29 protein-coding genes are annotated in these 23,746 nt (G+C 71.0%); 11 read left to right on the top strand and 18 right to left on the bottom strand.

Annotated features, from left to right (window positions below):
* Positions 1-19: 19 nt before the first annotated feature.
* The 18 genes from OH768_RS48035 to OH768_RS47950 form a co-directional block, all read right to left on the bottom strand.
* Entirely contained in the window at positions 20-673 is a 654-nt protein-coding gene (locus OH768_RS48035; RefSeq protein ID WP_406463387.1) for an HAD-IA family hydrolase, read from the bottom strand.
* Entirely contained in the window at positions 670-1,833 is a 1,164-nt protein-coding gene (locus OH768_RS48030; RefSeq protein WP_406463386.1) for an MFS transporter, read from the bottom strand. The genes OH768_RS48035 and OH768_RS48030 overlap by 4 nt, the downstream gene beginning before the upstream one ends.
* Positions 1,830-3,050 (bottom strand): ATP-grasp domain-containing protein, encoded by a 1,221-nt coding sequence (locus OH768_RS48025; protein WP_406465735.1) that lies wholly within the window; start codon positions 3,048-3,050, stop codon positions 1,830-1,832. The genes OH768_RS48030 and OH768_RS48025 overlap by 4 nt, the downstream gene beginning before the upstream one ends.
* A 93-nt stretch (positions 3,051-3,143) precedes the next feature.
* Entirely contained in the window at positions 3,144-3,482 is a 339-nt protein-coding gene (locus OH768_RS48020; protein WP_406463385.1) for a hypothetical protein, read from the bottom strand.
* A gap of 31 nt (positions 3,483-3,513) precedes the next feature.
* Entirely contained in the window at positions 3,514-4,755 is a 1,242-nt protein-coding gene (locus OH768_RS48015; RefSeq protein ID WP_406463384.1) for an MFS transporter, read from the bottom strand.
* The gene (locus tag OH768_RS48010) at positions 4,752-5,267 is read right to left on the bottom strand and encodes a hypothetical protein (RefSeq protein ID WP_406463383.1); all 516 of its coding nucleotides are present in this window, start codon (positions 5,265-5,267) and stop codon (positions 4,752-4,754) included. The genes OH768_RS48015 and OH768_RS48010 overlap by 4 nt, the downstream gene beginning before the upstream one ends.
* Positions 5,264-6,148 carry a winged helix-turn-helix transcriptional regulator gene (locus tag OH768_RS48005; protein ID WP_406463382.1) on the bottom strand — a complete coding sequence of 295 codons (885 nt, stop codon included), beginning with the start codon at positions 6,146-6,148 and terminating at the stop codon, positions 5,264-5,266. The genes OH768_RS48010 and OH768_RS48005 overlap by 4 nt, the downstream gene beginning before the upstream one ends.
* 31 nt (positions 6,149-6,179) lie before the next feature.
* A complete protein-coding gene (locus OH768_RS48000; protein WP_406463380.1) occupies positions 6,180-6,563 on the bottom strand; it encodes a hypothetical protein in 384 nt (127 codons plus the stop codon).
* Positions 6,564-6,610: 47 nt separating this feature from the next.
* Positions 6,611-7,045, bottom strand: a complete 435-nt coding sequence (locus OH768_RS47995) for a hypothetical protein (RefSeq protein WP_406463378.1) — start codon at positions 7,043-7,045, stop codon at positions 6,611-6,613.
* The gene (locus OH768_RS47990) at positions 7,042-7,497 is read right to left on the bottom strand and encodes a hypothetical protein (RefSeq protein ID WP_406463376.1); all 456 of its coding nucleotides are present in this window, start codon (positions 7,495-7,497) and stop codon (positions 7,042-7,044) included. Before OH768_RS47990 ends, OH768_RS47995 begins: the two co-directional genes overlap by 4 nt.
* A 116-nt stretch (positions 7,498-7,613) precedes the next feature.
* The gene (locus tag OH768_RS47985; protein ID WP_406463375.1) at positions 7,614-7,940 is read right to left on the bottom strand and encodes an SH3 domain-containing protein; all 327 of its coding nucleotides are present in this window, start codon (positions 7,938-7,940) and stop codon (positions 7,614-7,616) included.
* Positions 7,941-8,140: 200 nt separating this feature from the next.
* On the bottom strand, positions 8,141-8,863 hold the full coding sequence (locus tag OH768_RS47980; RefSeq protein WP_406463373.1) for a hypothetical protein: 723 nt from the start codon (positions 8,861-8,863) through the stop codon (positions 8,141-8,143).
* Positions 8,864-8,919: 56 nt separating this feature from the next.
* Positions 8,920-9,609, bottom strand: a complete 690-nt coding sequence (locus OH768_RS47975) for a hypothetical protein (RefSeq protein ID WP_406463372.1) — start codon at positions 9,607-9,609, stop codon at positions 8,920-8,922.
* The gene (locus OH768_RS47970; RefSeq protein ID WP_406463370.1) at positions 9,606-10,079 is read right to left on the bottom strand and encodes a GNAT family N-acetyltransferase; all 474 of its coding nucleotides are present in this window, start codon (positions 10,077-10,079) and stop codon (positions 9,606-9,608) included. The genes OH768_RS47975 and OH768_RS47970 overlap by 4 nt, the downstream gene beginning before the upstream one ends.
* Positions 10,080-10,108: 29 nt before the next feature.
* On the bottom strand, positions 10,109-10,882 hold the full coding sequence (locus tag OH768_RS47965; RefSeq protein WP_406463368.1) for a DUF3631 domain-containing protein: 774 nt from the start codon (positions 10,880-10,882) through the stop codon (positions 10,109-10,111).
* Entirely contained in the window at positions 10,879-11,364 is a 486-nt protein-coding gene (locus OH768_RS47960) for a hypothetical protein (protein WP_406463366.1), read from the bottom strand. Before OH768_RS47960 ends, OH768_RS47965 begins: the two co-directional genes overlap by 4 nt.
* Positions 11,361-12,020, bottom strand: a complete 660-nt coding sequence (locus tag OH768_RS47955; protein ID WP_406463365.1) for a DUF4913 domain-containing protein — start codon at positions 12,018-12,020, stop codon at positions 11,361-11,363. Before OH768_RS47955 ends, OH768_RS47960 begins: the two co-directional genes overlap by 4 nt.
* Positions 12,021-12,188: 168 nt before the next feature.
* A complete protein-coding gene (locus tag OH768_RS47950; RefSeq protein WP_406465734.1) occupies positions 12,189-12,944 on the bottom strand; it encodes a DNA-methyltransferase in 756 nt (251 codons plus the stop codon).
* Positions 12,945-13,470: 526 nt separating this feature from the next.
* Here OH768_RS47950 and OH768_RS47945 point away from each other — a divergent pair.
* The 11 genes from OH768_RS47945 (at position 13,471) to OH768_RS47895 (ending at position 23,638) form a co-directional block, all read left to right on the top strand.
* Complete coding sequence (locus OH768_RS47945) at positions 13,471-14,586, top strand: C40 family peptidase (protein WP_406463363.1); 1,116 nt, start codon at positions 13,471-13,473, stop codon at positions 14,584-14,586.
* A 231-nt stretch (positions 14,587-14,817) separates the two neighbouring features.
* Positions 14,818-15,126, top strand: a complete 309-nt coding sequence (locus tag OH768_RS47940; RefSeq protein ID WP_406463362.1) for a DUF6112 family protein — start codon at positions 14,818-14,820, stop codon at positions 15,124-15,126.
* Positions 15,126-15,812: a hypothetical protein gene (locus tag OH768_RS47935; RefSeq protein WP_406463360.1), complete on the top strand. Its 687-nt coding sequence runs from the start codon at positions 15,126-15,128 to the stop codon at positions 15,810-15,812. The genes OH768_RS47940 and OH768_RS47935 overlap by 1 nt, the downstream gene beginning before the upstream one ends.
* Positions 15,813-15,851: 39 nt before the next feature.
* Entirely contained in the window at positions 15,852-17,210 is a 1,359-nt protein-coding gene (locus tag OH768_RS47930) for an ATP-binding protein (protein ID WP_406463359.1), read from the top strand.
* An 87-nt stretch (positions 17,211-17,297) separates the two neighbouring features.
* Positions 17,298-18,770 (top strand): SCO6880 family protein, encoded by a 1,473-nt coding sequence (locus OH768_RS47925; RefSeq protein ID WP_406463358.1) that lies wholly within the window; start codon positions 17,298-17,300, stop codon positions 18,768-18,770.
* Positions 18,771-18,828: 58 nt separating this feature from the next.
* Positions 18,829-19,299 carry a DUF6238 family protein gene (locus OH768_RS47920; protein WP_406463357.1) on the top strand — a complete coding sequence of 157 codons (471 nt, stop codon included), beginning with the start codon at positions 18,829-18,831 and terminating at the stop codon, positions 19,297-19,299.
* Between the two features lie 24 nt (positions 19,300-19,323).
* Entirely contained in the window at positions 19,324-19,860 is a 537-nt protein-coding gene (locus OH768_RS47915) for a hypothetical protein (protein ID WP_406463356.1), read from the top strand.
* A gap of 46 nt (positions 19,861-19,906) precedes the next feature.
* Positions 19,907-21,421: a VirB4 family type IV secretion system protein gene (locus OH768_RS47910; RefSeq protein WP_406463355.1), complete on the top strand. Its 1,515-nt coding sequence runs from the start codon at positions 19,907-19,909 to the stop codon at positions 21,419-21,421.
* A 250-nt stretch (positions 21,422-21,671) separates the two neighbouring features.
* On the top strand, positions 21,672-22,007 hold the full coding sequence (locus tag OH768_RS47905) for a hypothetical protein (protein WP_406463353.1): 336 nt from the start codon (positions 21,672-21,674) through the stop codon (positions 22,005-22,007).
* Positions 22,008-22,078: 71 nt separating this feature from the next.
* Positions 22,079-22,648 (top strand): hypothetical protein, encoded by a 570-nt coding sequence (locus OH768_RS47900; protein WP_406463352.1) that lies wholly within the window; start codon positions 22,079-22,081, stop codon positions 22,646-22,648.
* A 228-nt stretch (positions 22,649-22,876) separates the two neighbouring features.
* Complete coding sequence (locus tag OH768_RS47895; RefSeq protein ID WP_406463351.1) at positions 22,877-23,638, top strand: HAD family hydrolase; 762 nt, start codon at positions 22,877-22,879, stop codon at positions 23,636-23,638.
* Positions 23,639-23,746: the final 108 nt, after the last annotated feature.

The following is a 23,746-nucleotide window of genomic DNA, read 5'->3' as shown; positions in this document are numbered from 1 at the left end:
TGAGCGGCGTGATGCGCGGTCAGGAACCGGTGCGGTCCGCGAGGGCGGGCAGCAACTGCTGTTCCAGGTCTGCGGGTTGGCCGGTGTAGTGCAGGGTGCGCAGGCCCAGCTCGGCGGCGGCCCGGCAGTTGTCCTCGCGGTCGTCGACGAACAGTACGCGTGCCGGGTCGGCCATGCCGGTGGCCGCCAGGGCGTGTTCGTATGCGGCCGGATCGGGCTTGCACAGGCCCAGGCGGGCGGAGTACAGGGCGTCGGCCATCAGCTCGCGCCGCCACACCGTGGCGTCCAAGACATTGCTGAGGTGGGCCGGCGCGTTGGAGAGCAGCACCATGGACAGTTCCGCAGCCCGGGCTCGGTACAGGATGTCGAGGACGCGCGGGTCGGTGCGGGTCCACATGGCGGTATCAGCGGCCCGCAGCGTGCGCAGCCACCGCGCGCCCGGGTGGTGGCCGAGCACCTTCGCCCAGTAGGCGAGATCGCTCAACTCCCCCGCGTCGTAAGCGTTCCGGGGAGCCCAGAAGGCGTCCAGGAACGAGGGCAGGTGCCGGCCGGGCCACTCGGCAAGGTCGGCGAGACGCATCCACATGGCGGTGGTGGGTTGCAAGCCCGGGACGCCGTTGTAGTCGAGGATCAGGGCGTCCAAGCCGTTCGGGGCGACAGAAGTGTGGGTCAAGGGGCGGGTTTCTCCAGGGCTTTGGGGACGAGGGCGGCGACAGCTGCGGCGAGGAGGGCGGGCAGCAGCAGGGCGTGCGGCAGTGCGGTGACGGTGGCGAGGGCGCCGATGAGGGCGGGTCCGGCGAGCAGGCCGACGTAGCCGGTGACCGCGACGGTAGCGACCGCACGCGGGCCGCCGATGCCTGCGGCGGTAATCAGGCTGGGGATGGTGACGGACAACCCCAGGCCGAAGGTCGCCCACCCGAGCAGGGCGAAGCTGACGGTGGAGCCGACGAGGCCGGTGGCGAGGCCGAGCGAGGCCAGGGCAGCCCCGGTGCGGACGACGGCGGGAGCGCCGAACCGGGCGGTGAGGCGATCTCCTACGAGGCGACCGGCGGCCATGGCGGCGCTGTAGAAGCCGTACGCGGCGGCGCTGGTCGCGGTTGTCGCGCCGAGGTCGTGCAGGTGGACGGCGGCCCAGTCGGCGGCGGCCCCCTCGCCCAGCAGCGTTGCTGCCGCGAGCGCGCCCAGCAGCCACAGCCGGGGCCGCGGCAGAGCCGCGCCCTGGTCCAAGCCCGGTACCACGCGGTTGTGTACGGGTTCGAGTCCGGGGCTGGCGAGAGTGCGGGTGAGCCGTGTCGTTGTCCCTGCCGTGACGGTGGCGGTGGCTGCGACGCCGGCGAACAGGACGGGGTGCGGGATGTGGGCGGTTACTGCGGCCAGCGCGGCGCCGGTGAGGGCGCCGAGGCTGTAGCTCGCATGCAACCGGCCCATGATCGGGCGGCCGTGGGCGGCCTGGCAGCGGACTGCGGCGGCGTTGACGGCGACGTCGAGGACGCCATGTGCGGCGCCGAAGGCGAACGCCGCCCCAAGGAGGGTGTGCAGGCTGTGGCAGACCCCGAGTGTGCAGAGGCAGGCGGCGAGCGCGAGGGCACCGCCGGTCAGCAATGTGGGCAGGCGGGCCGGGTGGGCGAGGCGTCCGCCGGTCTGGAGTCCGGCGACCATGCCGAAGGCGGCGGCCAGCAGGATCAGGGCGAGCCCGGCGGTGCTCACCCCGGCGGTGTTCTGGACGGCGGGTATGCGCGCGCCCCAGACGGCCATCACCACGCCCAGTCCGGCGAAGTACCCGGTCAGCAGGCGGCGGCTGCGCGCCAGTTCGGGCGCCGCGGCCTGGTTCACGCGTCGTTCTCCCGCGTGGCCGGGGTCTCCTGCACGACCGGAACCACCTGGATGTCGAGGTTGCGGTACGCCTCCTGGGCGCGGACCTGGGCGACGGTGGCGGTCGGCCCGGTGGTGATCAGGTAGCCGATGCGGGCGGTGAACAGGTGGCCGCCGTCCTGGGGCAGCACGAGCGGGTCACCGGCCTGCCGCTGGAAGCGCACGCGTTCCACTCCCCTGGTGGGTTCCGTAACCCGGCGGGCGGTGAGGGTGCCGGAGTAGGCGGGGTAGATGAAGCGGATCGCCGCGGCCTGCCGGCGGGTGGGCGTCAGGTCGGGGGTACGTCCGCAGGCGATGTCGGCCGCCGCACGGGCGAGGTCGACGCCGGTGGCCAGGTGGACGAGGTGACTGATCATGTCGCCGGCGATCCGGGCGTTGACCTCGATGAGGCGGGGGCGGCCGTCGACCACGCGGATCTCGATGTGGCTGACGCCGTCGGTGACTCCTAGGGCGTTGATGGCCGCGACGGCGGCCGGGGCAACGGTGGCGAGGAGTGGGTCGTTCGCGTCGACCGCGTGCGCCAGCTCTTCGAAGTGGGGCGGCATTCCGACGGTCTTGCGGGTGACGGCGACGACGGTGGTCTGCCCCTGGTGGGTGACGCTCTCGACGCTCACTTCCGGGCCGTCGAGGTATTCCTCGACCAGGACCTGGGTGCTTTCAACTCCGCGGCCGGCGGTCTTGGCGGCGAAGGCGTACGCCACGGGCAGCTGGTCGGCGGTGTCGACGCGGATGACGCCCATGCTCGCGGCGTGCGCGGCGGGTTTGAGGACGACGGGGAAGCCTATGCGGCGGGCGGCAGCGTGTGCCTCGGGCTCGGTGCGCACGCTGACTGAGGCGGCGGAGGGCACCCCGTGGCGGGCGAACAGGCCGCGGCTGGTGTGCTTGTTGCGGCAGCCCTGGAGAGCCTCCGGAGCAGTGGTGGGCAGGCCGAGCAGGCGGGCCAGCCGGGCGACGGGGACGAGGTACCACTCGGTCCACGTCATCACGCCGGCCAGCTCATGCCGCTCGGCGAGCGAGCGCCCGGCCGCGGTCAGCGCCGTCTGGTCGGCGGGGTCGGCGACCTCGTAGTCGAGGAGGAACTCCTTCTCCCAGGTCGGCTCGGCGCCGGAGATCATGACGACGTCGTAGTGGGCGGCGACGTTCTGAAGGCAGGTGCCGCGATACGCCTGGGCCTCCATGTCGGCTGCGGCCACGACCAGGACGACAGGGCGAGAGGACAACAAGGCTCCAAACGGTGTGGGGGAAGGGAGAGTTGAGGAAGGGCGTCTGGATCAGGGGGTGCGGCGTCGGCGCAGTTCGAAGGCGGACGCCCACTGGGGGTGGTCCTCGATCAACCTGCGGGCGTACAGGGAGGCGAAGGAGTTGTTCAGTCCGCGCACGCCCGCTGGCAGCTGCCAGCGCAGGTCCTCGAACAGCGCCTTCAGCCCGACCCGGGTGCCGCCGGCGGCAAGCCTGTCGGCCGTCAGACGCTCCAGCGCGCGGTAGACGTAGGGGTGCTGGGCGTCGAAGGCCAGGAAGCGGTCGGTCAGCGTCGGGCGCGAGCCCGCTCGAAACGAAGGTCGGGCTACTGGCAGGGCGTAGGGGCCGGCAAGGGTGCGGGAGGTGGGCATGGCGGCGGTCTCCGTGGGGTGTTTCGGGAGGTCAGGCGAAAGAGGTGCGCAAGGCGGGAGCGGTGCGCAGCCGGGCGAAGGCGGCGAAGAGGCCCAGGGCCTGCAGTGCGGCGCAGAGGGTGATCACGTGGCCGAGCTGGGCGGGCGGCACGGCGGCGACGAGGACACCGGCGAGGGGGAAGGGCAGCAGGAGCAGCAGGATGGTCAGCGACAGGGTGGCGCCGAACACCGGGGCGGGGATGAGACGGGAGCGCAGGGTGCGCAGCACGACGGTCAGGCCGCCCTCGCCGGCCATGAGGACGGCGATCAGGGCGAGATAGGTGCCGTAGGTATCGGTGAAGGAGACGGCCATACACGCCAAGGCGGCGATCGTGGCGGACACGGCGCCGATGGGCCACAGGCCGAAGCGATCAATCGCCCGGCGGCACAGGACAATTGCGAGGAGAGAGGTGGCGGCGGCTGCCGACCAGATAAGACCGACGTCGGCCGGGGAGTGTCCGAGCTGCTTGACGACGATCACTGGGGTGCCGGCCTGCAGCAGACCGACGGTCAGGTTGGAGATGGTCAGTCCGGTCACCAGCCAGCCGAGAGCCGGTAGCGCGCGGAGGGTCGACCAGCCGGTGTGCAGCCCCGTAAGGGCCGGCTGCGGCACGGCGGACTTGCTCTGGTGGCGCTGGCGCGGGGCCAGGAGGCTGGTGAGCAGCGAGCAGGCGGCGATCGCGTACAGCATTCCGGCGGCGTCGGCCCGCTGCAGGAGCAGCCCGGCGAGCGCGGGGCCGCCCAGGGTGGCGACCTGGTCGATGCCGAGTAGCACGGACTGAATGCGGTGGGCACGCTCACCGGCCTCGCGGCCGACGATCCCGCCCGCGGTCTCGGCCGCGAGGTAGGAGCATTCGGTGAGGATCCCGGTGGACGCGGCGAGCAGCATGACTGTGACCGTCGTGCAGTATCCCGCTGCCTGCGTCGGCAAGATGAACGAGGCGGCCAGGACGACCAGGGCCCGGCCTACGGAGGCCAGGCGGAGCACGGCGGTGGTGCCGTGGCGGTCGACCAACGCCCCGGCGAAGGCGAACGCGCCCAGTCGCGGAACCCATTCCAGCGCGAAGGCAAGGCCGGTCAGGGCGGCGGAGTCGGTGGTGGCCAGCACCAGCAGCGGGATGCCGTAGGTGGCCATGGCGGACGCCGCGGCGTCCGTGCTGCGCGGCAGGTAGATACAGCGCAGCACAGTGGGGACCGGCCGGCGGGCATGCCGGGGCCCGACACGGGATCTCACGCAGCGCGCCCCGGTTCCTGCGCCGCGTGGGAAGAGCGGGCGACGTCCTGGTGCAGGACACGGGGGTGCGCCCTGAGCCACTCGGACAGCGCCGCGCGCGGAGCCGACGGTTCGGTCGCTGCGCAGGACTGCACCGGGCCGCCGTCCTGTAGCTGAAGGGCGTACTGGACGCGCGCGACGAAGTCACTGGTCGGGCTGGGGAGTTGGCGGCTTCGGGCCCAGCGTGCGGCGGTGTCGTACAGCTCGGCCAGGTCCTGGCCGCTCGTGGTGAGCTGGTAGCAGGCGGTGGCGTGTCCGCAGGCGTGGATGAGGCCGAGGTCGCGGGCGGTGTCGATGGCGTGGCGCAGTTGTCCGATGGGGAGGTCACCGAGGGCGCCCTGCAGGCTGCCGCGGTGGCGGCTGATGGGGCCGTTGTCGTCGATCTCGGTGACCAGGCGTATCAGGCCCGGCAGAGACAGGGTTCGGATCGCGCGGCTCTCGCGCGGAAGGCTGGTGGGCGAGGAGGCGGTCATCGGCGCGGCCCTCCTGCCGGGGTGATGGGGCGGGCGGGTATCTGGTGGGAGAAGAGGTCGCCGAGCTTCCACGCCGGGCCGCCGGGCGGCGTGGCGGCCAGGGCGCGGCTGGCAGACGGTGCAGAGGGAACTGCCGGCGCCGGAAGGCGCGTCGGGGTGGTCGCCCACGGGCCGGAGCGGGTCCGGGACGGGGCAGTCCCTCGGTGGCGAAGCGGGTCGGCCCCGGCGGGCGGGAGGACGGCCCACGCGGTGATGGACTGGAAGACGGGGGCGAGTGCCCGGCCGCTGGCGGACAACTGGAAGTCGCCGCTGCCGGTAGCCGTGATGAGGCCGTCGGCGACCAGTCGGTCCAGGGGCTTGTAGACGGCGGTCAGTCCGTAGCCGGGCATGGCCTCGGCCGCCAGGCTCTTGGCGCTTGCACGGCCTCTGGCCTGCAGGGTCATCAGGATCGGGGTGGCGTGCCGCGGGGCGATCAGGGCGAGCGTGTCGTCGATGTTCTGGGCCGGGGGGATCCGCTCGGGCTCCAGTGCGCCGGTGGCCTTGCTGGTGACGAACTGCTTCTCCAGGTGGGTGTCGCCCCAGGAGGCGATCTGGGCCAGGACGGGCAGCAGCTCGGCGCCGCGGCCGGTGAGGCCGTAGGTGACGTGGCGCGGGGCGTACTCGGTGCGTTCGACCACGCCGGCGCCTGTGAGATGGCGCAGCCGGGGGTGGAGTTGGCCGTCGGCGAGCCACGGCAGCCGGGGCTTGATCTCGGCGTAGCGCAGCGGCTGGGAGGAGAGAGTCATCAGCACCCACACGCTCCAGCGCGGGGCGAGCAGATCCAGGGTCTTGGTGACACGAGCGAGGTCGTTCGGGGTGGTGGGAGGCTGAGCGGTGGCCAAGGACGATGCTCCTCAAGCAGTACAGGGCAGTTCAGCGGGTGCGGGACGTGGCGGTTGCCGGGGCGGCAGGTGCGGGTGGCGCGGACGGCTGGGGATCCGGGGCCGGTGCGCGGCGTAGTCCTGCCAGGACTGCGCCGGTGTGTCTGGCGCAGGCGTCTCGGACGGCGACGGACTCGGCGATGCGGCGGGCGCAGTCGAGAATGTGGCCGGCGGCAAAGCGGCCGATCTCCCGTTCAGGGGTTGTGAGTTCGCGCAGCCTCTCCAGTTGGAAGGCGATGGTGCGTTCGGCGAGGACTAGGTCGCTGTGGCTGCCGGTGAGTGCGGCGAGCAGGGTGGCGTCGGGAGTGCTGTCGGCGAGGACTTCGAGTTCGGCGAGCGGCTGCCCGTACAGCGCCTCGATGCGCTGGGCGATCATCTCGGAGACGGCGTGAGCCGCATCGGGCTGGGGCAATCGGCAGGCTTTCAGGGGCGGCGGGTTGGCACCGCCCCGGCAGTGGGAGCGGGCGGAGCAGTGGCGGTGATCTTCGGCTGGGCGAACTGCACCGGACGTGTGGGGCGTTGGCCGGGCGCGGGCATGGTCCGCAGGAGGTCGTCGAGGGCGGCGACGTAGCCGTTGCGGCCGGCCAGAGCCGCCTCCAGCCACTGGGCGTCCATGCGGAGGTCATCGGCGGACAGCTCGCCCAGGTCGCGGTCGGCGGACATGCCGGCGCGGACGCGGTCCCGTACCCGGACGACCTGTTCCTCGGCGATGGCGAGGTAGCTGCGCAGCTCCAGCGCGCGGTGCAGTGCGGCACCGGCCTCAAAGTGCGCTGCCTGGGCATACAGTTCGGCGACGGACGCGCCGAATGCCACCTCCAGCGCGGTGTCGCGACTGGTGGACTTGTCGGTGACGCTCATCGCGCCGCCCCTCGCGCCGGGACACTCCGCGTGCCGGGCACTACGGGCGCGGAGGTGGGCAGCGCCGGAGCTCGGCGCGCGGCAGGGTCCGCACTACGCCAGGCGTCCGGTCCGCGCTTGCCCGGGGCGAGGGGGTCGAGGAGGTAGTCCACGACCATCACGCGCCCGTCGCGTGCGGCGACCGCCGCGTTGACCTGATACGCCAACTCCATCGCGGTGTCGTCGAGTTCGCCCGGCTGGGTGCCGAGCGTCTCGACGAGCGCGTCCTCCGCGGTGTCGAGCGCATCCTGGGATTCGGCGAGCAGGCCGTACCAGTGCACGACGCTGGTGGCATCGGAGTTGGCCTGGGGTGCTGCCTGGACTGCCCGGCGTAGATCGGCGAGAGTCATCTGGAAGCGGGCCTCGATCCGCTCAGTGACGACGCCCATCACGTCCTCGCTGAACTCGGGCACAGCAAGGCTCCTTTCATTCGCGTTTTCGGGGCGCGGAAATCTGCACTACCTATCCGGCCTGCTGCGGGAAAGTCTGTGGACTCGGTTGCCGGACAAGGGAATTGCGGGCGGGTCTGCTAGTCCAGGCACATGGCGACGTCGCGGTAGACGTATGTTCCGGACACCCAGCCCTTTACGCCGGTGGTCTTGTCCGTGATGTAGTGCCAGTTCCCGCTGCTCTTGTGGACGGTGAACGTGTGGCTGCGGTAGAGCACGCCGAGCGCCGTCGCCTTAGCGGACGCCCTGGAGCGGATCGTCACCGCCTTGGTGTGCACCGTGTACGGGAGCGGCTTGGCCGCGCAGCTGCTGACGGTGGTGGCAGCACTGGCAGTGGGGACCGAGACGAGCGGGAGAGCGAGCGCGCCGAGAACGGCGGCACAGACGCCTATGCGGGTGGTGCGCATGGGAAGTTGACCTCAAAGAAACCGGAGACGGGAATGCGGAAACGGACCCGGGCTGATGCCGTGCGGGCCGAGAACAAGACTCCGGAGAATCCCCGGTTTCGGTAACCGGGGATTGCGTGCTACATTCCGCGCCGCCTCGCCGAAGGCCGCCGGTATTTCACCATGAAGGAGGGGCAGAGCAGAGCCGGCGAGCCGCGAATTCAGCGGCCCGGACGGCGCGGTGGAGCGGGGCGCGCGGGCGGAGCAGGAAGGCCCGCAGCGGTGGTGTGGCGGGCTGCCGGGGATGCGGGCGGCAGCGGGATCGCCTCACCGCTCCAGTGCGCCTCCCACCACTGGGTGGCGGCCTCAAAGGTGGTGAAGCCGCCCTCGCGCAGGGTGTGTGTCCACGCCGTCGTGTCGACCTCTTCGAGAAGGATCCGGAACGGCACCGGAGCCTTCTCATCGAGGGCGCGCAGCAGCACGGTGATCTCCATCGGCCCGGTGTCGTGCGTGTAGCTGGTCAGCAGAGCGAAATGGTCGCCGTCCCTGCGCAGTCGCTGCTCCAGGGCTCGCGTGGCCGGGTCTGCAGGTTCGCTTCCCATGCCGTCAGCGAGGAGGATCTGCTCCTCGGGGCAGCCCCGGGCGATCAGCCAGGACTGGGCCATCGCGGGCAGGGCGAATGCGGCGTGGTCGAAGCGGAAGGTCCGCGCGCTGGTGCCGCGTTGGAGGTGGAGGGCGACGAGCTGAGGCTCGCCCGGGATGCCCCAGGTGACGGCACCGTTGTGGAGGAGGTAGAAACTGTGCCCGCTGTCGCTGGTGTGGTGCTCGGCCAGGACGGTGAGCTGGTCCTCGGCGATGCCGATGTGCTGCCAGAACTGTTCGTCAACGAGATCGTTGACGGCCTGGTAGCCGTCGAGGCGGAAATCGGGTGTGCGGGTGGGCATCGGTGCTTTCGGGTCGATGACGCCAACGGCGCCGTGGGCAGGGCGTGTTGAGCCACTCAGCGACGTAGGTGAGCGGGAGCCGGAGAGGCCGCCGGCCGGAGCGGCAGCGTGGTACCGGGCGGGCCTGCGGGACGCGGAGCAGCAAGGACGGCCCGGCCAGCGTCGGTGAGGGTGACGGGCTGACCGGCACGGAGCGGGCGGGAGGTGTCACGGTCCACGAGGCCGCTCGCCTCCAGGTGCTGCAGGTGGGCGTAGGAGATGCGGGTGCGTGAGGGGGTCGCCACGGCGAGCCGGTGGGTGATCAGGTTCTCGTGGAGCTTGGCGCCCTGGGCGATGGCGAGCAGGGCCGCGAAGTCCTTCGCCGGCACGTGCCGTGGCGCACGCGGCCGAGCGGTGGCTTCGATCGGCTCCAGCGCGGCGGCAGCCTTGACCAGTTGGGTGTCGCGCGCGTCGATGGCGTGCGCGAGCTGGTCGACGGTGCGCTCGATCCGCGCGAACAGAGCCTGATCGACGGGGAATTCACCGGAGGCCAAGTGGGCGAGACGGGCGCGGTGGAAGGTGACGTCCCACTCGGCCCGGACGAGGTCGCGGTGGGCGTCTGCCAAGGCTGTGTGCGGGGCGTCGAGGAGAGCGTCGTCGCGGTGGCGGCACAGCGTCTCGATGCTGCACCCTGTGGCCGTCTCGATCCGGTGGTCGAGCACGGTGCGCGGGCGGCGGTCGTACGAGACCACGGGAGGTGGGGTCATGTTGGGACGCTTCGGGGAGGCGGGAAAGTGGCTGGGTCGTACGCGTCCAGTGCGACGCAGACCTCGGCATAGGGGCCGTCGCGGGTGCGCCGGGTGGGTCCCAGATGTTCCAGGAGCCGGAGCATCGGCCTGTTGGACGCGTGCGTGAACGCGGTGAGGGTGTGTGCCCCATGCGTGCGGGCGATCCGGGCCGCCTGCCGGGCCATCGCTGTTCCGATGCCGCGGCGGTGGTGGTCGTCGGCGACTTGCAGTCCGAGGTCGACGACGCCCGGCTGACGGCTGACGGACCCGACGCAGACGAGGGCCAGGGGCCGCTCGTTGGCGTCGAGTCCGATCCAGCACTGCGCCTGGGCGAGCAGCCGTGCCAGGTCACGGGGCGTGAGGCGGGTACGGCCCCAGCGGAGCAGCAGGCTCTGCTCGCGACACTGCGCGTGGAACGCGTCGACCAGGTCCCCGTCCGCCGCCGTCACCTCGACGGTATGTGCGAGGACGGGGTGGGTCAGCAGGAGCAGTCCGGGCGGGCGGCTTGCAGGTCGTCGCGCCGGTAGGCCAGGTAGCGGCTGCCGTCGACGTTGCGCGGCTTGCGGGAGCGGACTCCGTAGGGGCGCAGGAGCAGGGCGAGGCGGACCGGGGTGAGGTCGGCATAGCGCCAGCGCCCCTCCGCCTCACCGGGCACCTCACGCAGGCGCGCGACCAGTTCAGCCGTGCTGACGTACTGCGCTGCGCCCAAGGCGTCGAAGATGTCGAGGCAGGCATGGACGATCGTCCACGGACGACTCGGACAGCTCAGGAACTCTGCGCACGTGTCCTCGTGAAGGTCATCGACATCGTCGAAGACATCGAGGTCGCCAAAGCCGTCTGGGGCGTCGGGACCCTGCGGATCCTCGAAGTCGTCGAAGCCCTCCGCGTCGGGATCGAATTCGGGATCGGGATCCGGTTCACCGTCGGGTTCCTCGTCGTCCACCGGCTCGTACTCGCTGGACGGTTCGGGCTCGTATGCCGCCGCGCAGCAGCAGGAGGTGGACAGCAGCGCGCTCAACTCGGCTCCGGCCGCCATGCGTTCGACCAGCAGGTCGGTGAGCGCATCGAGCTGCTCGGTCGCGGTGACGCCGGCCGGACGTCCGGCGCCGGCCAGGGCGGCGAGCTGCCCGTCGAGGTCCTGGATCTCGACGATCACATCGACGATGGCGCGGTGGTGCGGGTTCTCGGTGACCTCGGCCGGCGCCAGTACGGCGGCGGCGACCTGGTCGATCAGGCTGGGGAACTGCGTCAACGAACGGGGCCCTTCAGGGTCGGTGACAGTGCGGGTCGGGGAAGGCCGGGCATCGCGTAGGGAGGCGGTCCGGGCTTGGGGACGGGCTGGCGTACGCCCAGTTGCGGCGAGCGGGTACGCGCCGCGTGGGTACGCTCGCCCAGGGGCCGCCGGGCGATGCCGAGGCGGGCGCGGGCGGTGTCGTACACGTCGTACGCCTCCCGCGGGCGGACGGCCACGACGTGGATCTCGGTGGTGTACGCGGAGGTGGCGGGCGCCGGCCGCTGGGCATAGACGATGCGCCACGCGTTGCGGTGATCGACGTAGACCTTGCGGCAGCCGGCGAGATGGCGGGTGAGTTTGGCGCCGAACAGACGGGCGTTGACGACGTCCTGAAGCTGGGCGAGCGCCAGGTCGCGGATGTCGCCCGGGGCCTGGAGAAGGTCACTCAGGGCGCGCGGGTCGAAGGAGAGACCGAAGGCCGGCCGGTCATGGCCGCTCATCCGGCCCCCGGACCAGGCGCGCCGTTCTCCTCGGACTCTGCGGACTCCTCAGGGGCGGCGGTCGTCCGCCTGGAGGGCGGCGGGCCGGGCAGTAGGCGATGAGCGGGCCGGTCCGGATCGGTCATGCACGCCGACAGCGGACCGCCGGCCGCCCGGACTGTGGCCATGGCGTGGGTGAGGAAATCCCGGTGCCACATGAACAAACCGGACAGTCCGGCCTCGGGATCCTTGTGCTGTTGGTAGGCCAGCCACAGGGCGTGGAGCCAGGCGACGACGTCGGCGTGTTCCTGCCACTGCTCGCACCACGGGGCGGCGGTGGTGACCTCTGCCCCGTAGACCCGGATCAGGTAATCGTCCACCCAGTCGGACAACGCGTCGAGCTCGTCTTCGTACTCCTCGCCCTCCAGCTCCAGGATCGGGCGGGGTTCCGGTGGAGCCGCCTGCGGCGGCAGGCCCGCGAACCCCGGCATGCCGTAGGCGCCGAACGGCATGTCCGGGGGCAACGGTGCGGAGGCGAGGTTGTCGAGCTGGAGGGCCTGCTCCGCAGACTGCTCCAGCAGTTTGCGGACGCTCGCCGAAACGCTCTCCAGGTCGGAGTCCGGCAGCCGGACCGGTTCCGTCCCCCCGTCCTGCGAGGGGTTTATGGATTCAGGCACGAAAAGGGGCCTCCTTGAGCCGCAGCCGACGGGCGTGCATTGCGACTCAAACCATCCGGAGAATCCCCGGTTTCGGTAACCGGGACTTGGCTGCTATAACGCGAAGCGCGGCACCGGCAGGGCGTGGCGGGCCACGCACCACAAGCCGATCCGCACGGCACAACCGGATCAGGAAGTGAGGGTCAAGTCATCCTGAGACAGGGTCTGTTGCATCGTCTGCAATAGCCGCTCATTGGCGATCTTCGAGTAGTGCTTGGTCTTCTCGACGCCGATGAAGTCGCGTCCCTCCAGCAGGGCCGCGACTCCCGTCGAGCCCGAGCCGCAGGTGAAGTCGAGCACCGTCCCTCCCGGCGGGGAGATCTGCACCAGTTCCCGCATGACGGAGACCGGCTTCTGCGTGATGTGCTGCCGGCTCTTGCCCGACGGCTGCGAGGCGCTATACAGGCCAGGCAGGTAGACGGGATTGCGGGTGGCGTCGATCGGCCCGTTGGACGCCCAGACGATGAACTCGCATGACTGCTTGAAGCGCCCCTTCTGGGGGCGGGCCTGCGGTTTGTGCCAGGCAAGCACACCCCTCCAGAGCCAACCGGCGGCCTGGATGGCATCCGTGGTGATCGGCAACTGCCGCCAGTCGGTGAACAGCAGCGCCGCGCCTCCGACCTTCGTGAGCCGGTGCGCCTCGGTCATGACCTGGGTCAGCCAGAAGCCGTAGGAGCGCTGGTCCATGTTCTCACCGGTGAAGTCCGGCAGCTCGTGCCCGGCGTCGGCGGAGGTGTACTTCTGCTTCGCGCTGCGGGAGGTGCGCTCCTTGGCCGTCCGCCCGCCGCTGTTGTACGGCGGGTCGGTGATGACGGCATCGACGCAGTCGTCCGGCAGTTGGGCGAGGACGCCGAGAGCGTCGCCCTGATGCAGGGAAAAAGGCAAAGAGATACCCCAGTTCGGGTCGGGTGAGATGACGGAGAGAACCTCCAGCCCTCCCGGATAACCCGCGGGACCGAATGCGGGCAAGAAGGCACCGCAGGTACGCGCATCGGGAGAGGCGAGGGGAGGAGACAAAACTGTAGGGCACGATCCCCGGTTGAGCGCTATCGCCGCCGAGAACCCCGAAAACAAGCCTTGATCACCAACGATTTCGGCAACCGGGGATCCGCCCTTACTGTTTTGGAACTGCCCGGCCGACACAGCCGATGGCGTATTCCCCGCCCTTGCCTTCGTGGAGGTATCCCATGTCCTGGCACACCTGACCCGACACCCCCGTGCCGGTGCGAGCGGCAACTCGCGCACGTGCACCCGGGCCCCGCTTTACCCACCACCCGGCCGTCGCGCCCTTTCCTCAACACCGCACGCGCCGCCGGGACTTCACCAAGGACCTCGCCATGACATCGCGCTGCCCGCCCCTGCCCGCACACCGGCCTCCGGCCGGTAACCGCCTGCCCGGAGGCTCCCCCGGTTGAAGGGCGTGGCCGCCGGCATCGGCGTCATCGTCCTCTCCCCTCTCCTCCTCGCCGGCACGGCCATGGCGATGGCCACCAGCAGCCAGGCCGCCCAGACCGTCGCCTCCTCCCTCGCCTGCGCGGGCGACGTCGACACCGACACGGTCGTCAAGCAGGTAACCAAGATCCTCAATGGTGCGGGCGCCAAGAACGTCCACGTCGAGGGCCTGACGCTGCCCGAGGAACAGATCCCCAACGCCCGCACGATCGTGGCCACCGGGATCAGCCTCCACGTGCCGAAGAAGGGCCAGATCATCGCGCTCGCCACCGCGATGCAGGAATCGCGGCTGCGCAACCTCAGCTCCGGTGACCGCGACAGCCTCGGGCTCTTCCAGCAACGCCCCAGCCAGGGCTGGGGCACCCCCGCGGAGATCCGCGATCCCGTCTACGCGAGCGAGCAGTTCTACAAGCACCTGCTCGCGGTGGACGGCTGGCAGCAGCTGACCGTCGCCCAGGCCGCGCAGAGGGTGCAGCGCTCCGGCTACCCCGACGCCTACGCCCAGTGGGAACCGCTGGCGACCGCCCTCCAGAAGGCGATCGCCGCGACGTTCCCCGATGTCGGCCAGGACACCAGTGAGACGGACACCGCCTCCAGCACCACGTCCTGCGCGGCGACGGAGGACGGCTCCGGGTACGGCACCATCCCGGAAGGATCGGTGCCCAAGGGCTACTCGATCCCCACGGACGCCGATCCGACGGCGCGCAAGGCCATCGTCTGGGCGCTGAAGCAGCTCGGCACGATGTACCAGTGGGGCGGCTCCTGCACCGCGCCGCACGGCACCGACCCGATGGGCCGCTGCGACTGCTCCTCGCTCGTCCAGCAGGCGTACAAGCACGCCGGCATCACCCTCACCCGCACCACGTACACGCAGATCAACGACGGTAAGGCCGTCTCCCCCAAGGCACTTGAGCCGGGCGACTTGATCTTCGCCCGCGGCAGCGCCGCCCGCCCCGAACACGTCGGCATGTACATCGGCGACGGTCTTGCGATCGAGGCCCCCAGAACGGGAAAACCAGTCCGGATCACACCCCTGGCGGACTGGACCATCCTGGCCGCGCGCCGCGTCATCTGACCCTCGGGTCGGGGTACGGCAGCCCCGCGCATCGGCCCTGTCCGGGACACCCCGGGCCGCTTTCGCCCGTCGGCGCCAGAGCCGCACCGAACGCGCCCCCCTTTGCGGGCGCTCGCCGGGCCGGCCGTTCCTCGCACGGCGGCCGGCCCTCCGTCTCACGGCAGTTGCCTCGCCCCTCCCCTTCTTTTGTGATTCCCGCGCGCCGGGCTTCGGCGCGCCCAAGGAGCTTCTTTGCATCTGCTCGAAACCGTGCAGTACCTGGCCTACGACCCCGGCATCACGCCCGCGGGCGGTGGCCTGCCCGGCCTGGCCGTGTTGAAGAACGTCGTCAACTCGGTCAATTTGTTCTCGATTGTCGCCGTGGTCGGCGCGCTCGCCGTCTCCCTCGGCGTGTGGGCGTGGGGCCACCACACCGGCGGCCACCAGGCTGAGGCCAACGGGAAAAAGGGCGCAGTCGTCGCGGCGGGCGCCGCCCTCGGCCTCGGCGCCGCCAACGGGATCGTGGCGTTCTTCTCCGCCCTGGGGTCGCAGGTCCACTGATGCCGAAACGATTCCCCGCACTGAACGGCTACAGCCTCGGCTGGTCGACCCGGCGGCGCATCACAGCTGTCACGACCGGCCTCGCCGTCTTGCTGGCCCTGGCTGCCGCCGTCGCCCTGCTCACCGGTCGCACTCCAGCCGGCGACAGCCGGACCGGCGCTCCGGCCTCCCAGCCGAGCAGCAGCGCTTCCACGTCCGCCGGCCCGTCGGCGTCGGCCGGGGCCGGTTCAGTGGCGAAGCCTCCGCCGCTGGCGGACCCTGTCGCCTTCGCCAAGGCCGCCGCCACCGTGCTGTGGTCGTACGACACCCGCACCACCAGCCACGATCAGCAGCTCGCCGGGATGAAGGCGTGGCTGACCTCGGAGACGAAGTACGCCGACTGGTCCTCGATCGCCGCCCAGGTACCGGATCCGGTGCTGTGGTCGCGGATGGCCGAGCAGGACCAGTACGCCACCGCCACCGTCGCGGAGGCCCACTACCCCTCCGCGTTCAAGGCGGCGCTGGCGGACGATCCGTCGGCGATCACCGAGGCGTACATCTACGCCGTCACCGTCACCGGCACACAGCAGATCGCCTGGAAGAACGGCGGAGCCGGCGCCGAGGACCGCTCCATCACCCTCGCCGTGCAGTGCCGCCCCAACGCGAACTGCTCGCTGGTCTCCATCGCCCCGACCGTCGTGCCCTGACACTCTCCACGCCTACCTGAGAAAGGAGGGGGCTCCCCTTTGGGTTTCTGCGACCTTCCCCTCGCGGACAAACTCTGCGCGGTGGGTGACGCCGTGGATTTCGCCTCCGACCCGGGCGCCGCCATCGGCAACTGGATGGCCAAGAGCGCGGGCGAACTCGCCGCCGCCGCAGCTGACCTAGCCGCCGAGGCAGTCAACACCACCACCAAGGTCGATTTGAATGCCGGGTGGTTCCGCGACAACTACGAGATGATCCTGCCGATCGGTCTGGTCGTCCTCGTCGCCACGTTCTGCGCCCAGCTCGTCCGCGCCGCGATCCGCCGCGACGGCCAGGCGCTCGCCCAGGCATTCACCGGCACCGCCACCGGCGTGCTCTTCGCCTTCACGGCGATCGCGTTCACCACCGTCGCCATCGAAGTGGTCGACGCCCTCTCCGACGGACTCTTCCAGGCCTCCAACCTCAACGTGGCCACAGCGGTACGGCGGATCGTCAAGGTGGGGCAGATCGCCTCCCTGTCCGGCCTGGGGTGGATGGTCACGGTCTTCGTCGGCGTCGGCGCCGCGATCGGCGCGTTCCTCTACTGGGGCGTGATGATGGTCCGCAAGGTCGGCATCCTCGTCCTGGTGACCTTGGCCGTCTTCGCCGGAGCCGGTGGCGGCTGGGAGGCCGCACGGCGCTGGCGCCGGGGCTGGATCGAAGCCACCGCCACCCTGGTGGTCAGCAAGCTGCTGATGACCGTGATCTTCGTCCTGGGGATCGCGGCGATGGGCAAGACCGAGGCCAAGGACGGTGTCGCTGCCCTCGCCGACGTCATGGCCGGCATCGTCATCATGGCGCTGGTGCTGCTGTGCCCGTACGCCACGTTCAAGTTCGTGCACTGGGCCGCCTCCGAAGGCACCGACGGCGAGAGCCTGCACCGCTCCGGCGGAGCCGGTGCGCAGATGGCCCGTCAGCACGCCGAGCGCGCTGGACGCAAGGCCGCCGCCGCGGTCGCCACCGGCGGTGCCGCGGCCGGAGCGAGTGCCGCCCCGCAGGGGCCGGACTCACTGTCGGGCGGTTTCCCCGGCGACATCGCCGCCAACCCCACACCGGACGCCGGCAAGGAAGGCAGCACCTCGAACACGGCGTCGTCCGGAGGCGAGGGGATCAAGAGCGGCCTGGACAAGGCCGTCCAGCTTCCGCCGACCAGCCCCCGTGACGACACCAATGGTCAGCCCGGCGGTGCACCCGGACCGGGTGGCGGTTCCGGATCGCCTTCCAGCGGCGGCAGCGGTTTCATGTCGCAGCCTGGTGCCACCGCCTCAACGCCACCGCCGCAGGGAGCCCCGCCCCCGCCGGACTCGGCCAGTACCTCCAGCGGCACCGGGGCGCCGCCGCCCCCGCCCACTGGCCTGTGACCTTGCCCGCCGCCGGGTCGGCACGCGCCGCGCGTTCTGCGCCGCGTGCCGACCCGGCCACCGCCCCGCGCATCTTCGGAACGGCCCTTGCCTGATCTCACCGTCACCCCGCTCACCGTCAAATTCCCCCACCGGTCCAGGCGAGGCATCCTGCTCGGCCTCTCCCTGCCCCAACTCGTCGCCGTGTCGGGCGCGTTGGCACTGCTACTGGTCACGGTGGTATCCACCGGGCTGGTCGGCGCCATCGCCCTGACGCCGCTGTGGGCCACGGTCGCCGCTCTGGTCGCCGTCCGCCGGCACGGCCGTTCGCTGATCGACTGGGCGCCGGTTGTCCTGCGCTTCGCGCGGCGGCGGCACACCGGGCAGACCCTGTGGCTGGCCCGACCCGTCACCCGGCCCCGCCAGGACGGCATCCTTCACCTGCCCGGCACCGCCGCCTCGTTGAAGGTGGTCACGCCCGGCGACTCCGCCAACGGTGCTGCCGCCGTACACGACCCGCACAGCCAGACTCTGACCGCCGTCGCCCGTGTCTCCTCACGCGCCTTCGCCCTCCTCGACCCGGCGAGCCAGAACCACAACGTCGCCGGGTGGGGGCGGGCTCTCGCGGGCATCGCCCGCACCGGACACGTCGCCACCGTCCAGGTCCTGGAGCGCACCGTCCCCGACAGCGGCGACACCCTCACCCGCCACTGGACCCAGCAGGGCCGCCACGACACCCCGGTCGCCGGACAGATCTACAGCGAACTGGTCGCCTCCGCAGGACCGGCCGCCGCCCCGCACGAGGCATATCTGGCGATCTCCCTGGATCTCAAGGCCGCCCGGCGGCTCATCAGCCAGGCCGGCGGCGGACTGCCCGGCGCCTTCACCGTGATGGAACAGACCACGTCCGCCATCGCCCAGGCCGCACGCAGCGCCGGACTGACGGTCACCGGCTGGCTGACCGCGCGGGAGATCACCGCCGTCATCCGCACCGCCTACGACCCGGGTGCGCTGTCCGCGCTGCAGCAGTGGTCCCCCTCCGGCCGGGCCGAGGCCGACCTGGCGGCGGCCGGGCCCGTGGTCCAAGTCGAGGAGTACGACCGGCTCGCCACCGACTCCGCCCGGCACGCCACCTACTGGGTCGAGGACTGGCCCCGCACCGAAACAAGCGCCGGCTTCCTGCACGGCCTGATGTTCACCGCCGGAGTCCGCCGCACCCTCTCCCTTATATATGTGCCGCAGGGGCTCGATTCCGCGATGCGCGACGTGCAGCGCACGAAGTCGGCGATCATCGCCGACGCCAGCGAGCGCTCGCGGCGCGGGCAGGTCGACTCCGAGGCCGACTCCGTCGAATACGCCGACGTCAAGACACGGGAACGGCAGTTGATCGCCGGGCACGCCGACGTGGCGCTGACCGGACTGCTCACCGTGTCCGCCGAGACCGACGCCCTGCTGGATGCCGCGTGCGCGCAGATCGAGACCGCCGCCGTCACCGCCCAGGTCGACCTGCGGCGCCTGTTCTTCCAGCAGCCCGATGCCTTCACGCTCGGCGCCCTCCCGCTCGCCCGCACGGCCCTGTGACCCCCGCCCCGGCACCGGCCGATGTCCTGCCGCCCCGGCAGGAAGGAACTCTCCCCCTGTGACCTCTGGTCTTCCCGTCGGCGACGCGCACCCGTACCTGCGGGCCGCCAGCGCCGGTATCCGCCACCACGCCCGCACCCTCACCCCACACGCCGAGCACACCGCATCACCCGCGGACCGCGTGCACCTCGACGTGCTGCACGCCCATCTGACCGCGCTGCACCACCTGCTCGACCAGCTCGCCGAATCCACCCGGCCGCCGCATCCCGCCGCCGGGCGGCACCTCGCCACCGCGCACACCCGGCTGTTCCAGTCCGCCGCCGCGGTGCACGACGCCTTCCACCTCCTTCCCGTCGCGGACGAGACACCGACGGACACGGAGTGCCACCCCGAGCGGCTGCCCGAGGGGCCACCTGTCCTGACCATCTGCCAGCGCCACCTCGCCGCGGGCCACGTGATCCGCCGCAAGACCACCCCGCGCGACCTCAACACCCCGCTGCACGGCCACACCACCACCTGCAGCCGCTAGCCCCGCACCACCGAAAGGCCCTGAATGCGCGCCCTGAAGCGCTCCACCTCCGCCGCCGTCGTCCTCGCCGCGCTCGCCGGTACCGCCGCCCTGACCGCCGCGCCGGCGTCCGCCGCCAGTTACCACTGCAAGACCAGCAGCGCCACGGTCGACGACCCGAGCTACCACGGTCCCGACTCCGACAACTGGGACTTCGACGTGTCCCTGTGCGCCAAGCGGTCCGGCGGCTACATCTACACCACCGCGACCGTGTACTGGGACGGCCCCTATTCGGCGGCCCAGCACAGCACCTACACCTTCAACAAGGCCAAGTTCCAGCTCCAGACCAAGCACAGCGTCCGCGGCACGGACCCGGTCATGACGACATCTGCCTACACCGGCCTGGAGCACGCGCTCGAACACAGCAGCGCCAACGGCAACGGGTCCTATGCGACCGGCACCCTCAAGTACCGTGCGGGGTCGGGCCGTTACCTCGCCGACGGCTACATCCAGCTGGACTGGAGCGGCGACGGCAAGAGCTACCGCAGCCCGATTCTGTTCACCGCCTCGCCGGTCGTCTGACCCCCGCACCGGGTCCAGACCGCCGTCCCGTGAAAGCCGCCCCGTCATGAGCCACCGGCCCGCGCGCCGCGCCCGGCGCGCCAGCGCCAGCCCCCTGTTCACTCCGCGCCATGCCGACCGCGCCTCCCGCAGAGCCGCCCGCCGCAAGCTGGCCGAAGCCGCCGCGAAGGCCCGCGCTGAAGCAGCCGCTCCCGCCCACGGTGCCGGTGTGGAGGAACGGGAGATGCCGCCGCCCCTCTTCCCGCCCACCGGGCGGCCCGGCCCCGCGTCCTCCCGCCACAACAGGCTCAAGCTGCCCGCCCACCGCATGACCACCGCCACCGTGTCCGGCGCTTACCCCTTCCTCGCCGAAGGCGGTCTCGGCGCCGAGGGCATCTACATCGGCCGCGACGTCCACGCCGAAGCCAGCTTCTGCTTCGACCCGTTCGCCCTGTACGGCAAGATCGAAGGCTTCACCAACCCGAACGTCCTGTTGGCCGGGGTGATCGGACAGGGCAAGTCGGCCCTGGCCAAGTCCTTCGCGCTGCGGTCGATCGCCTTCGGCTACCGGGTCTACGTACCGTGTGACCCCAAGGGCGAATGGACGCCCGTGGCCCAGGCGCTGGGCGGCACCTCCATCGCGCTCGGGCCGGGCCTGCCCGGAAAGCTCAACCCCCTGGACGCAGCGCCGCGGCCCGACAGCGTCTCGGAGGCCGACTGGGCGGGCGAGATCCGCAAACGCCGCCTGCTGCTCCTCGGCTCACTGGCCCGCACCGTCCTCGGGCGGGACCTGCTGCCGATGGAGCACACCGGACTCGACGTCGCCCTGGACGCCGTCGTCACCCGCGCCGCCGCCACCGGCCGCACCCCGCTGCTCGGCGACATCGCCGTCACCCTCAACAACCCCGACGAACTCGACGTGGCCGGCGGCATCATGTCCGGCCGCCTCGGCGACGCCTCCCGCGACCTCGCCCACGCCATGCGCCGCCTCGTCCACGGCGACCTCGCCGGGATGTTCGACGCCCCGAGCACCTTCATCTTCGACCCCAACTCGCCGATGCTCACCATCGACTTGTCGCGCCTGGGCGGATCCGGCGACGACACCGCCCTCGTCCTCGCCATGACCTGCGCGTCCGCGTGGATGGAATCCGCACTCACCGACCCCAACGGCGGCCGACGCTGGATCGTCTACGACGAAGCCTGGCGCCTGATGCGCCACCCCGGCCTGCTCCAGCGCATGCAGTCGCAGTGGAAACTCAGCCGCGGCCTGGGCATCGCCAACCTGATGGTGATCCACCGCCTGTCCGACCTGCTCACCGCCGGCGACGCCGGCTCCCGCGGACGCGCCTTGGCCGAGGGCCTGCTGGCCGACTGCTCCACCCGCATCGTCTACCGCCAGGAGACAGACCAACTCCGCGATGCAGCAAGCCTGTTGGGACTCACGTCAGTCGAGACGAGTGCGATCTCCCACCTCAACCGCGGCCGAGGACTGTGGAAGGTCGCCGGGCGATCGTTCATCGTCCAACATCAACTCCACCGGCAGGAACTGGAGTTGTTCGACACCGACGCCCGCATGCACTGAAACAGCGCCGAGTTCTCGAACGGCGCGGCCCCAATCCCAACGAACGGAAGCGCACATAACCAGTTCCAAGCCGGACTACTACGAGTACGAAGGCTCACGCCGCGTACCTCGGTGGCTTCCAGAAAAGGCCCCGACGCCGGCGGTCGCTATCCAGCCCGAACGCTACGTACAGCCGCCGGACTCCGGCGTCTCCGTCCGCGCTGCGACGGACGCTCTCCAAGCCGCCCCTGATGTTGATCAATTCACCGAGGTGTACGAGCACACCGTCGATGAGACTCACGGCGCGTTCGCCCAGATGCACCTCTTCCTGGAGAGCGCAGCCGCCTGGTGCCATGACCGCGGCGCACTCGACTCCGCAGGAGAGCTGGAGTCGTGGACGATCCGCTTGGAAGAACTGATCGAAGACGCCCGCCTCCTGCCGGAATCGCTGACGATCGAATCGGCCCGGCGGTCCCAGAACGAACGCCCTCAACAGGCCGCCTCCCAACCGCCTGTGACCGCGTCCACCGCCACACCCAAGTCCGTCGGGCCCGCTGCCGGCCCGCGCACCGGAGCACCTGCGGCTCCGACGGTACGCCGCCGCTGACTCCTGTTGATCCGCTCCGTCCCGCCCCGGAGACACGGAACTCCCAGCAGTAGAGACACCGCAAGAGGCTCATGAAATCCGACGGCCAGCGCGAACTGATACCCCCCGACGACACGCTCCGCCTCATCGGCGCGCTCAATGCGATGAAGGCCACGTTCAACGACTACGCCCAGCAGTGGCAGCTGCTGGACGAGAGCGGTCACGTGCCGGACAAGCCCTCCTACACCGAGCTGCTCGGGCACGCGACCAGCGCGCAGGATCTCTCCCGCGACGTTCTCCGCCTCACGGGCGAGTTCGCCGCGAGTCTCCACAGCACAAACCGTGCAGGCCGCGCCACCCTGGCCCACCTCGCGATGGCGAGCACCCTGTCGGTCCGCGCGACCGCGTACTTCTTGGAGGCGTCGGAGGCCGCCCTCGGCCTGCAGCGTTCCTCCAGCCCGACCGACCAGCGCTACGTGAAATGGCGCATGGTCATCGGCCATGCCTCGGCGCGCGACTTCCTGCTGCGCACGTCGGATTCCCTCCGCGGCGCGGCCAAGGAACTCGACGACCACCTCGACTTCCAGCGCTTCCTCTCAACGCTCACCCCTCGGCAACACCCCGCGCTCCCACCGCCCAGGCCGAGCGGTCGCCACCGCTAGCCCCCGGACGAAGATCCGAGCCGGCATCACCACCTCCAGGAGTCCCCTGAACCGCCCCGCCCATTTCAGCGACGCAGACTGGGCCGAGTACAAGCAGTGCCAGGCCGACCACGATGCCCTCATCGCGCAGGCCGCCGAACGCGAAGCCCAGAGGCGACGCTTCATCCCCGAGGTCCGGGTTCCGGCGCCGCCGGCCGCCGGGACGTCCCCGCACCCTCCGGTGAGCCGATGACGCACCGGACCACAGTCCATCTCCCGCAGACGCCGCCGTACGTCCATATCGTGTGGGACTGGAACGGCACCCTCAAGGACGATGTCGGAGACCTCCTCGACGCGGTCAACCACACCCTCGCGGGACTGCAGGCGGCGTCCATCGACCTGGCCACCTACCAGGCCCAACACACCGTTCCCATCCGCGCCTTCTACGACCGGCTGCTGAACCGCCCGGTGACCAATGGCGAATGGGCGCAGGCTCAGGCCGACTTCGCGGTGTTCCTGCGTTCACGGCCGCCCCGCCTCCACCCTGAAGCCGAACAACTCCTTTGCCAGGTAACGGAGTTGGGGCACAGCCAGTCGCTCCTGTCGCTGTATCCGCATGACCTGCTCGTCGAGGAGACCGACCGGCTGGCCATCACCGCCCATTTCAGCCGGATCGACGGCCGACGCGGTCGTGACGGCACCAAGGCAGCTGTTCTTGCCGACCATCTCGCCGCCCTGCCGGACTCTCTGCGCTCCCGGCCGGTCCTCGTCATCGGCGACAGCGTGGACGACGCCCGTGCCGCCCACGCCGTCGGCGCCTGGGCCGTTCTGCACTCCGGCGGCCTCGACTCCGCCCACACCCTGCGCCGCGCCGGACTGACCTTCGCCCCCACCCTGGAAGCAGCCCTCGCCCTCGGTCTCCGCCAGTGCACGAGCCCGCCCCGGCTCCGGCACACGCCCCTGGCGGACCCGGCCCCGGCGTCCGGCCCCGCACCGCGCCGCCTCCGCTGACCTGGAGTTCCCCTGCAAGACCCCAATTTCGAGCTGTACGACAACGTCGGCCGGAGCGCCGAGCAGATCCGCGCCTACCACACCCGATCCGCTACCAGAGGCGACCTG

This window comes from Streptomyces sp. NBC_01622 (assembly GCF_045209635.1).
Lineage (GTDB): Bacteria > Actinomycetota > Actinomycetes > Streptomycetales > Streptomycetaceae > Streptomyces.
The sequence above is the reverse complement of the archived record's forward strand: the minus strand, read 5'-3'. Positions and strand labels throughout refer to the sequence as shown.

What these genes read in the sequence shown, in the direction of transcription:
- OH768_RS48025 (WP_406465735.1), bottom strand. Translation starts at nt 3,050, where the DNA reads ATGGAGGCCCAGGCGTATCGCGGCACCTGCCTTCAGAACGTCGCCGCC.
- OH768_RS48020 (WP_406463385.1), bottom strand. Translation starts at nt 3,482, where the DNA reads ATGCCCACCTCCCGCACCCTTGCCGGCCCCTACGCCCTGCCAGTAGCC.
- OH768_RS48010 (WP_406463383.1), bottom strand. Translation starts at nt 5,267, where the DNA reads ATGACCGCCTCCTCGCCCACCAGCCTTCCGCGCGAGAGCCGCGCGATC.
- OH768_RS48000 (WP_406463380.1), bottom strand. Translation starts at nt 6,563, where the DNA reads ATGATCGCCCAGCGCATCGAGGCGCTGTACGGGCAGCCGCTCGCCGAA.
- OH768_RS47995 (WP_406463378.1), bottom strand. Translation starts at nt 7,045, where the DNA reads ATGAGCGTCACCGACAAGTCCACCAGTCGCGACACCGCGCTGGAGGTG.
- OH768_RS47985 (WP_406463375.1), bottom strand. Translation starts at nt 7,940, where the DNA reads ATGCGCACCACCCGCATAGGCGTCTGTGCCGCCGTTCTCGGCGCGCTC.
- OH768_RS47980 (WP_406463373.1), bottom strand. Translation starts at nt 8,863, where the DNA reads ATGCCCACCCGCACACCCGATTTCCGCCTCGACGGCTACCAGGCCGTC.
- OH768_RS47975 (WP_406463372.1), bottom strand. Translation starts at nt 9,609, where the DNA reads ATGACCCCACCTCCCGTGGTCTCGTACGACCGCCGCCCGCGCACCGTG.
- OH768_RS47960 (WP_406463366.1), bottom strand. Translation starts at nt 11,364, where the DNA reads ATGAGCGGCCATGACCGGCCGGCCTTCGGTCTCTCCTTCGACCCGCGC.
- OH768_RS47935 (WP_406463360.1), top strand. Translation starts at nt 15,126, where the DNA reads ATGCCGAAACGATTCCCCGCACTGAACGGCTACAGCCTCGGCTGGTCG.
- OH768_RS47915 (WP_406463356.1), top strand. Translation starts at nt 19,324, where the DNA reads ATGCGCGCCCTGAAGCGCTCCACCTCCGCCGCCGTCGTCCTCGCCGCG.
- OH768_RS47910 (WP_406463355.1), top strand. Translation starts at nt 19,907, where the DNA reads ATGAGCCACCGGCCCGCGCGCCGCGCCCGGCGCGCCAGCGCCAGCCCC.
- OH768_RS47900 (WP_406463352.1), top strand. Translation starts at nt 22,079, where the DNA reads ATGAAATCCGACGGCCAGCGCGAACTGATACCCCCCGACGACACGCTC.
- OH768_RS47895 (WP_406463351.1), top strand. Translation starts at nt 22,877, where the DNA reads ATGACGCACCGGACCACAGTCCATCTCCCGCAGACGCCGCCGTACGTC.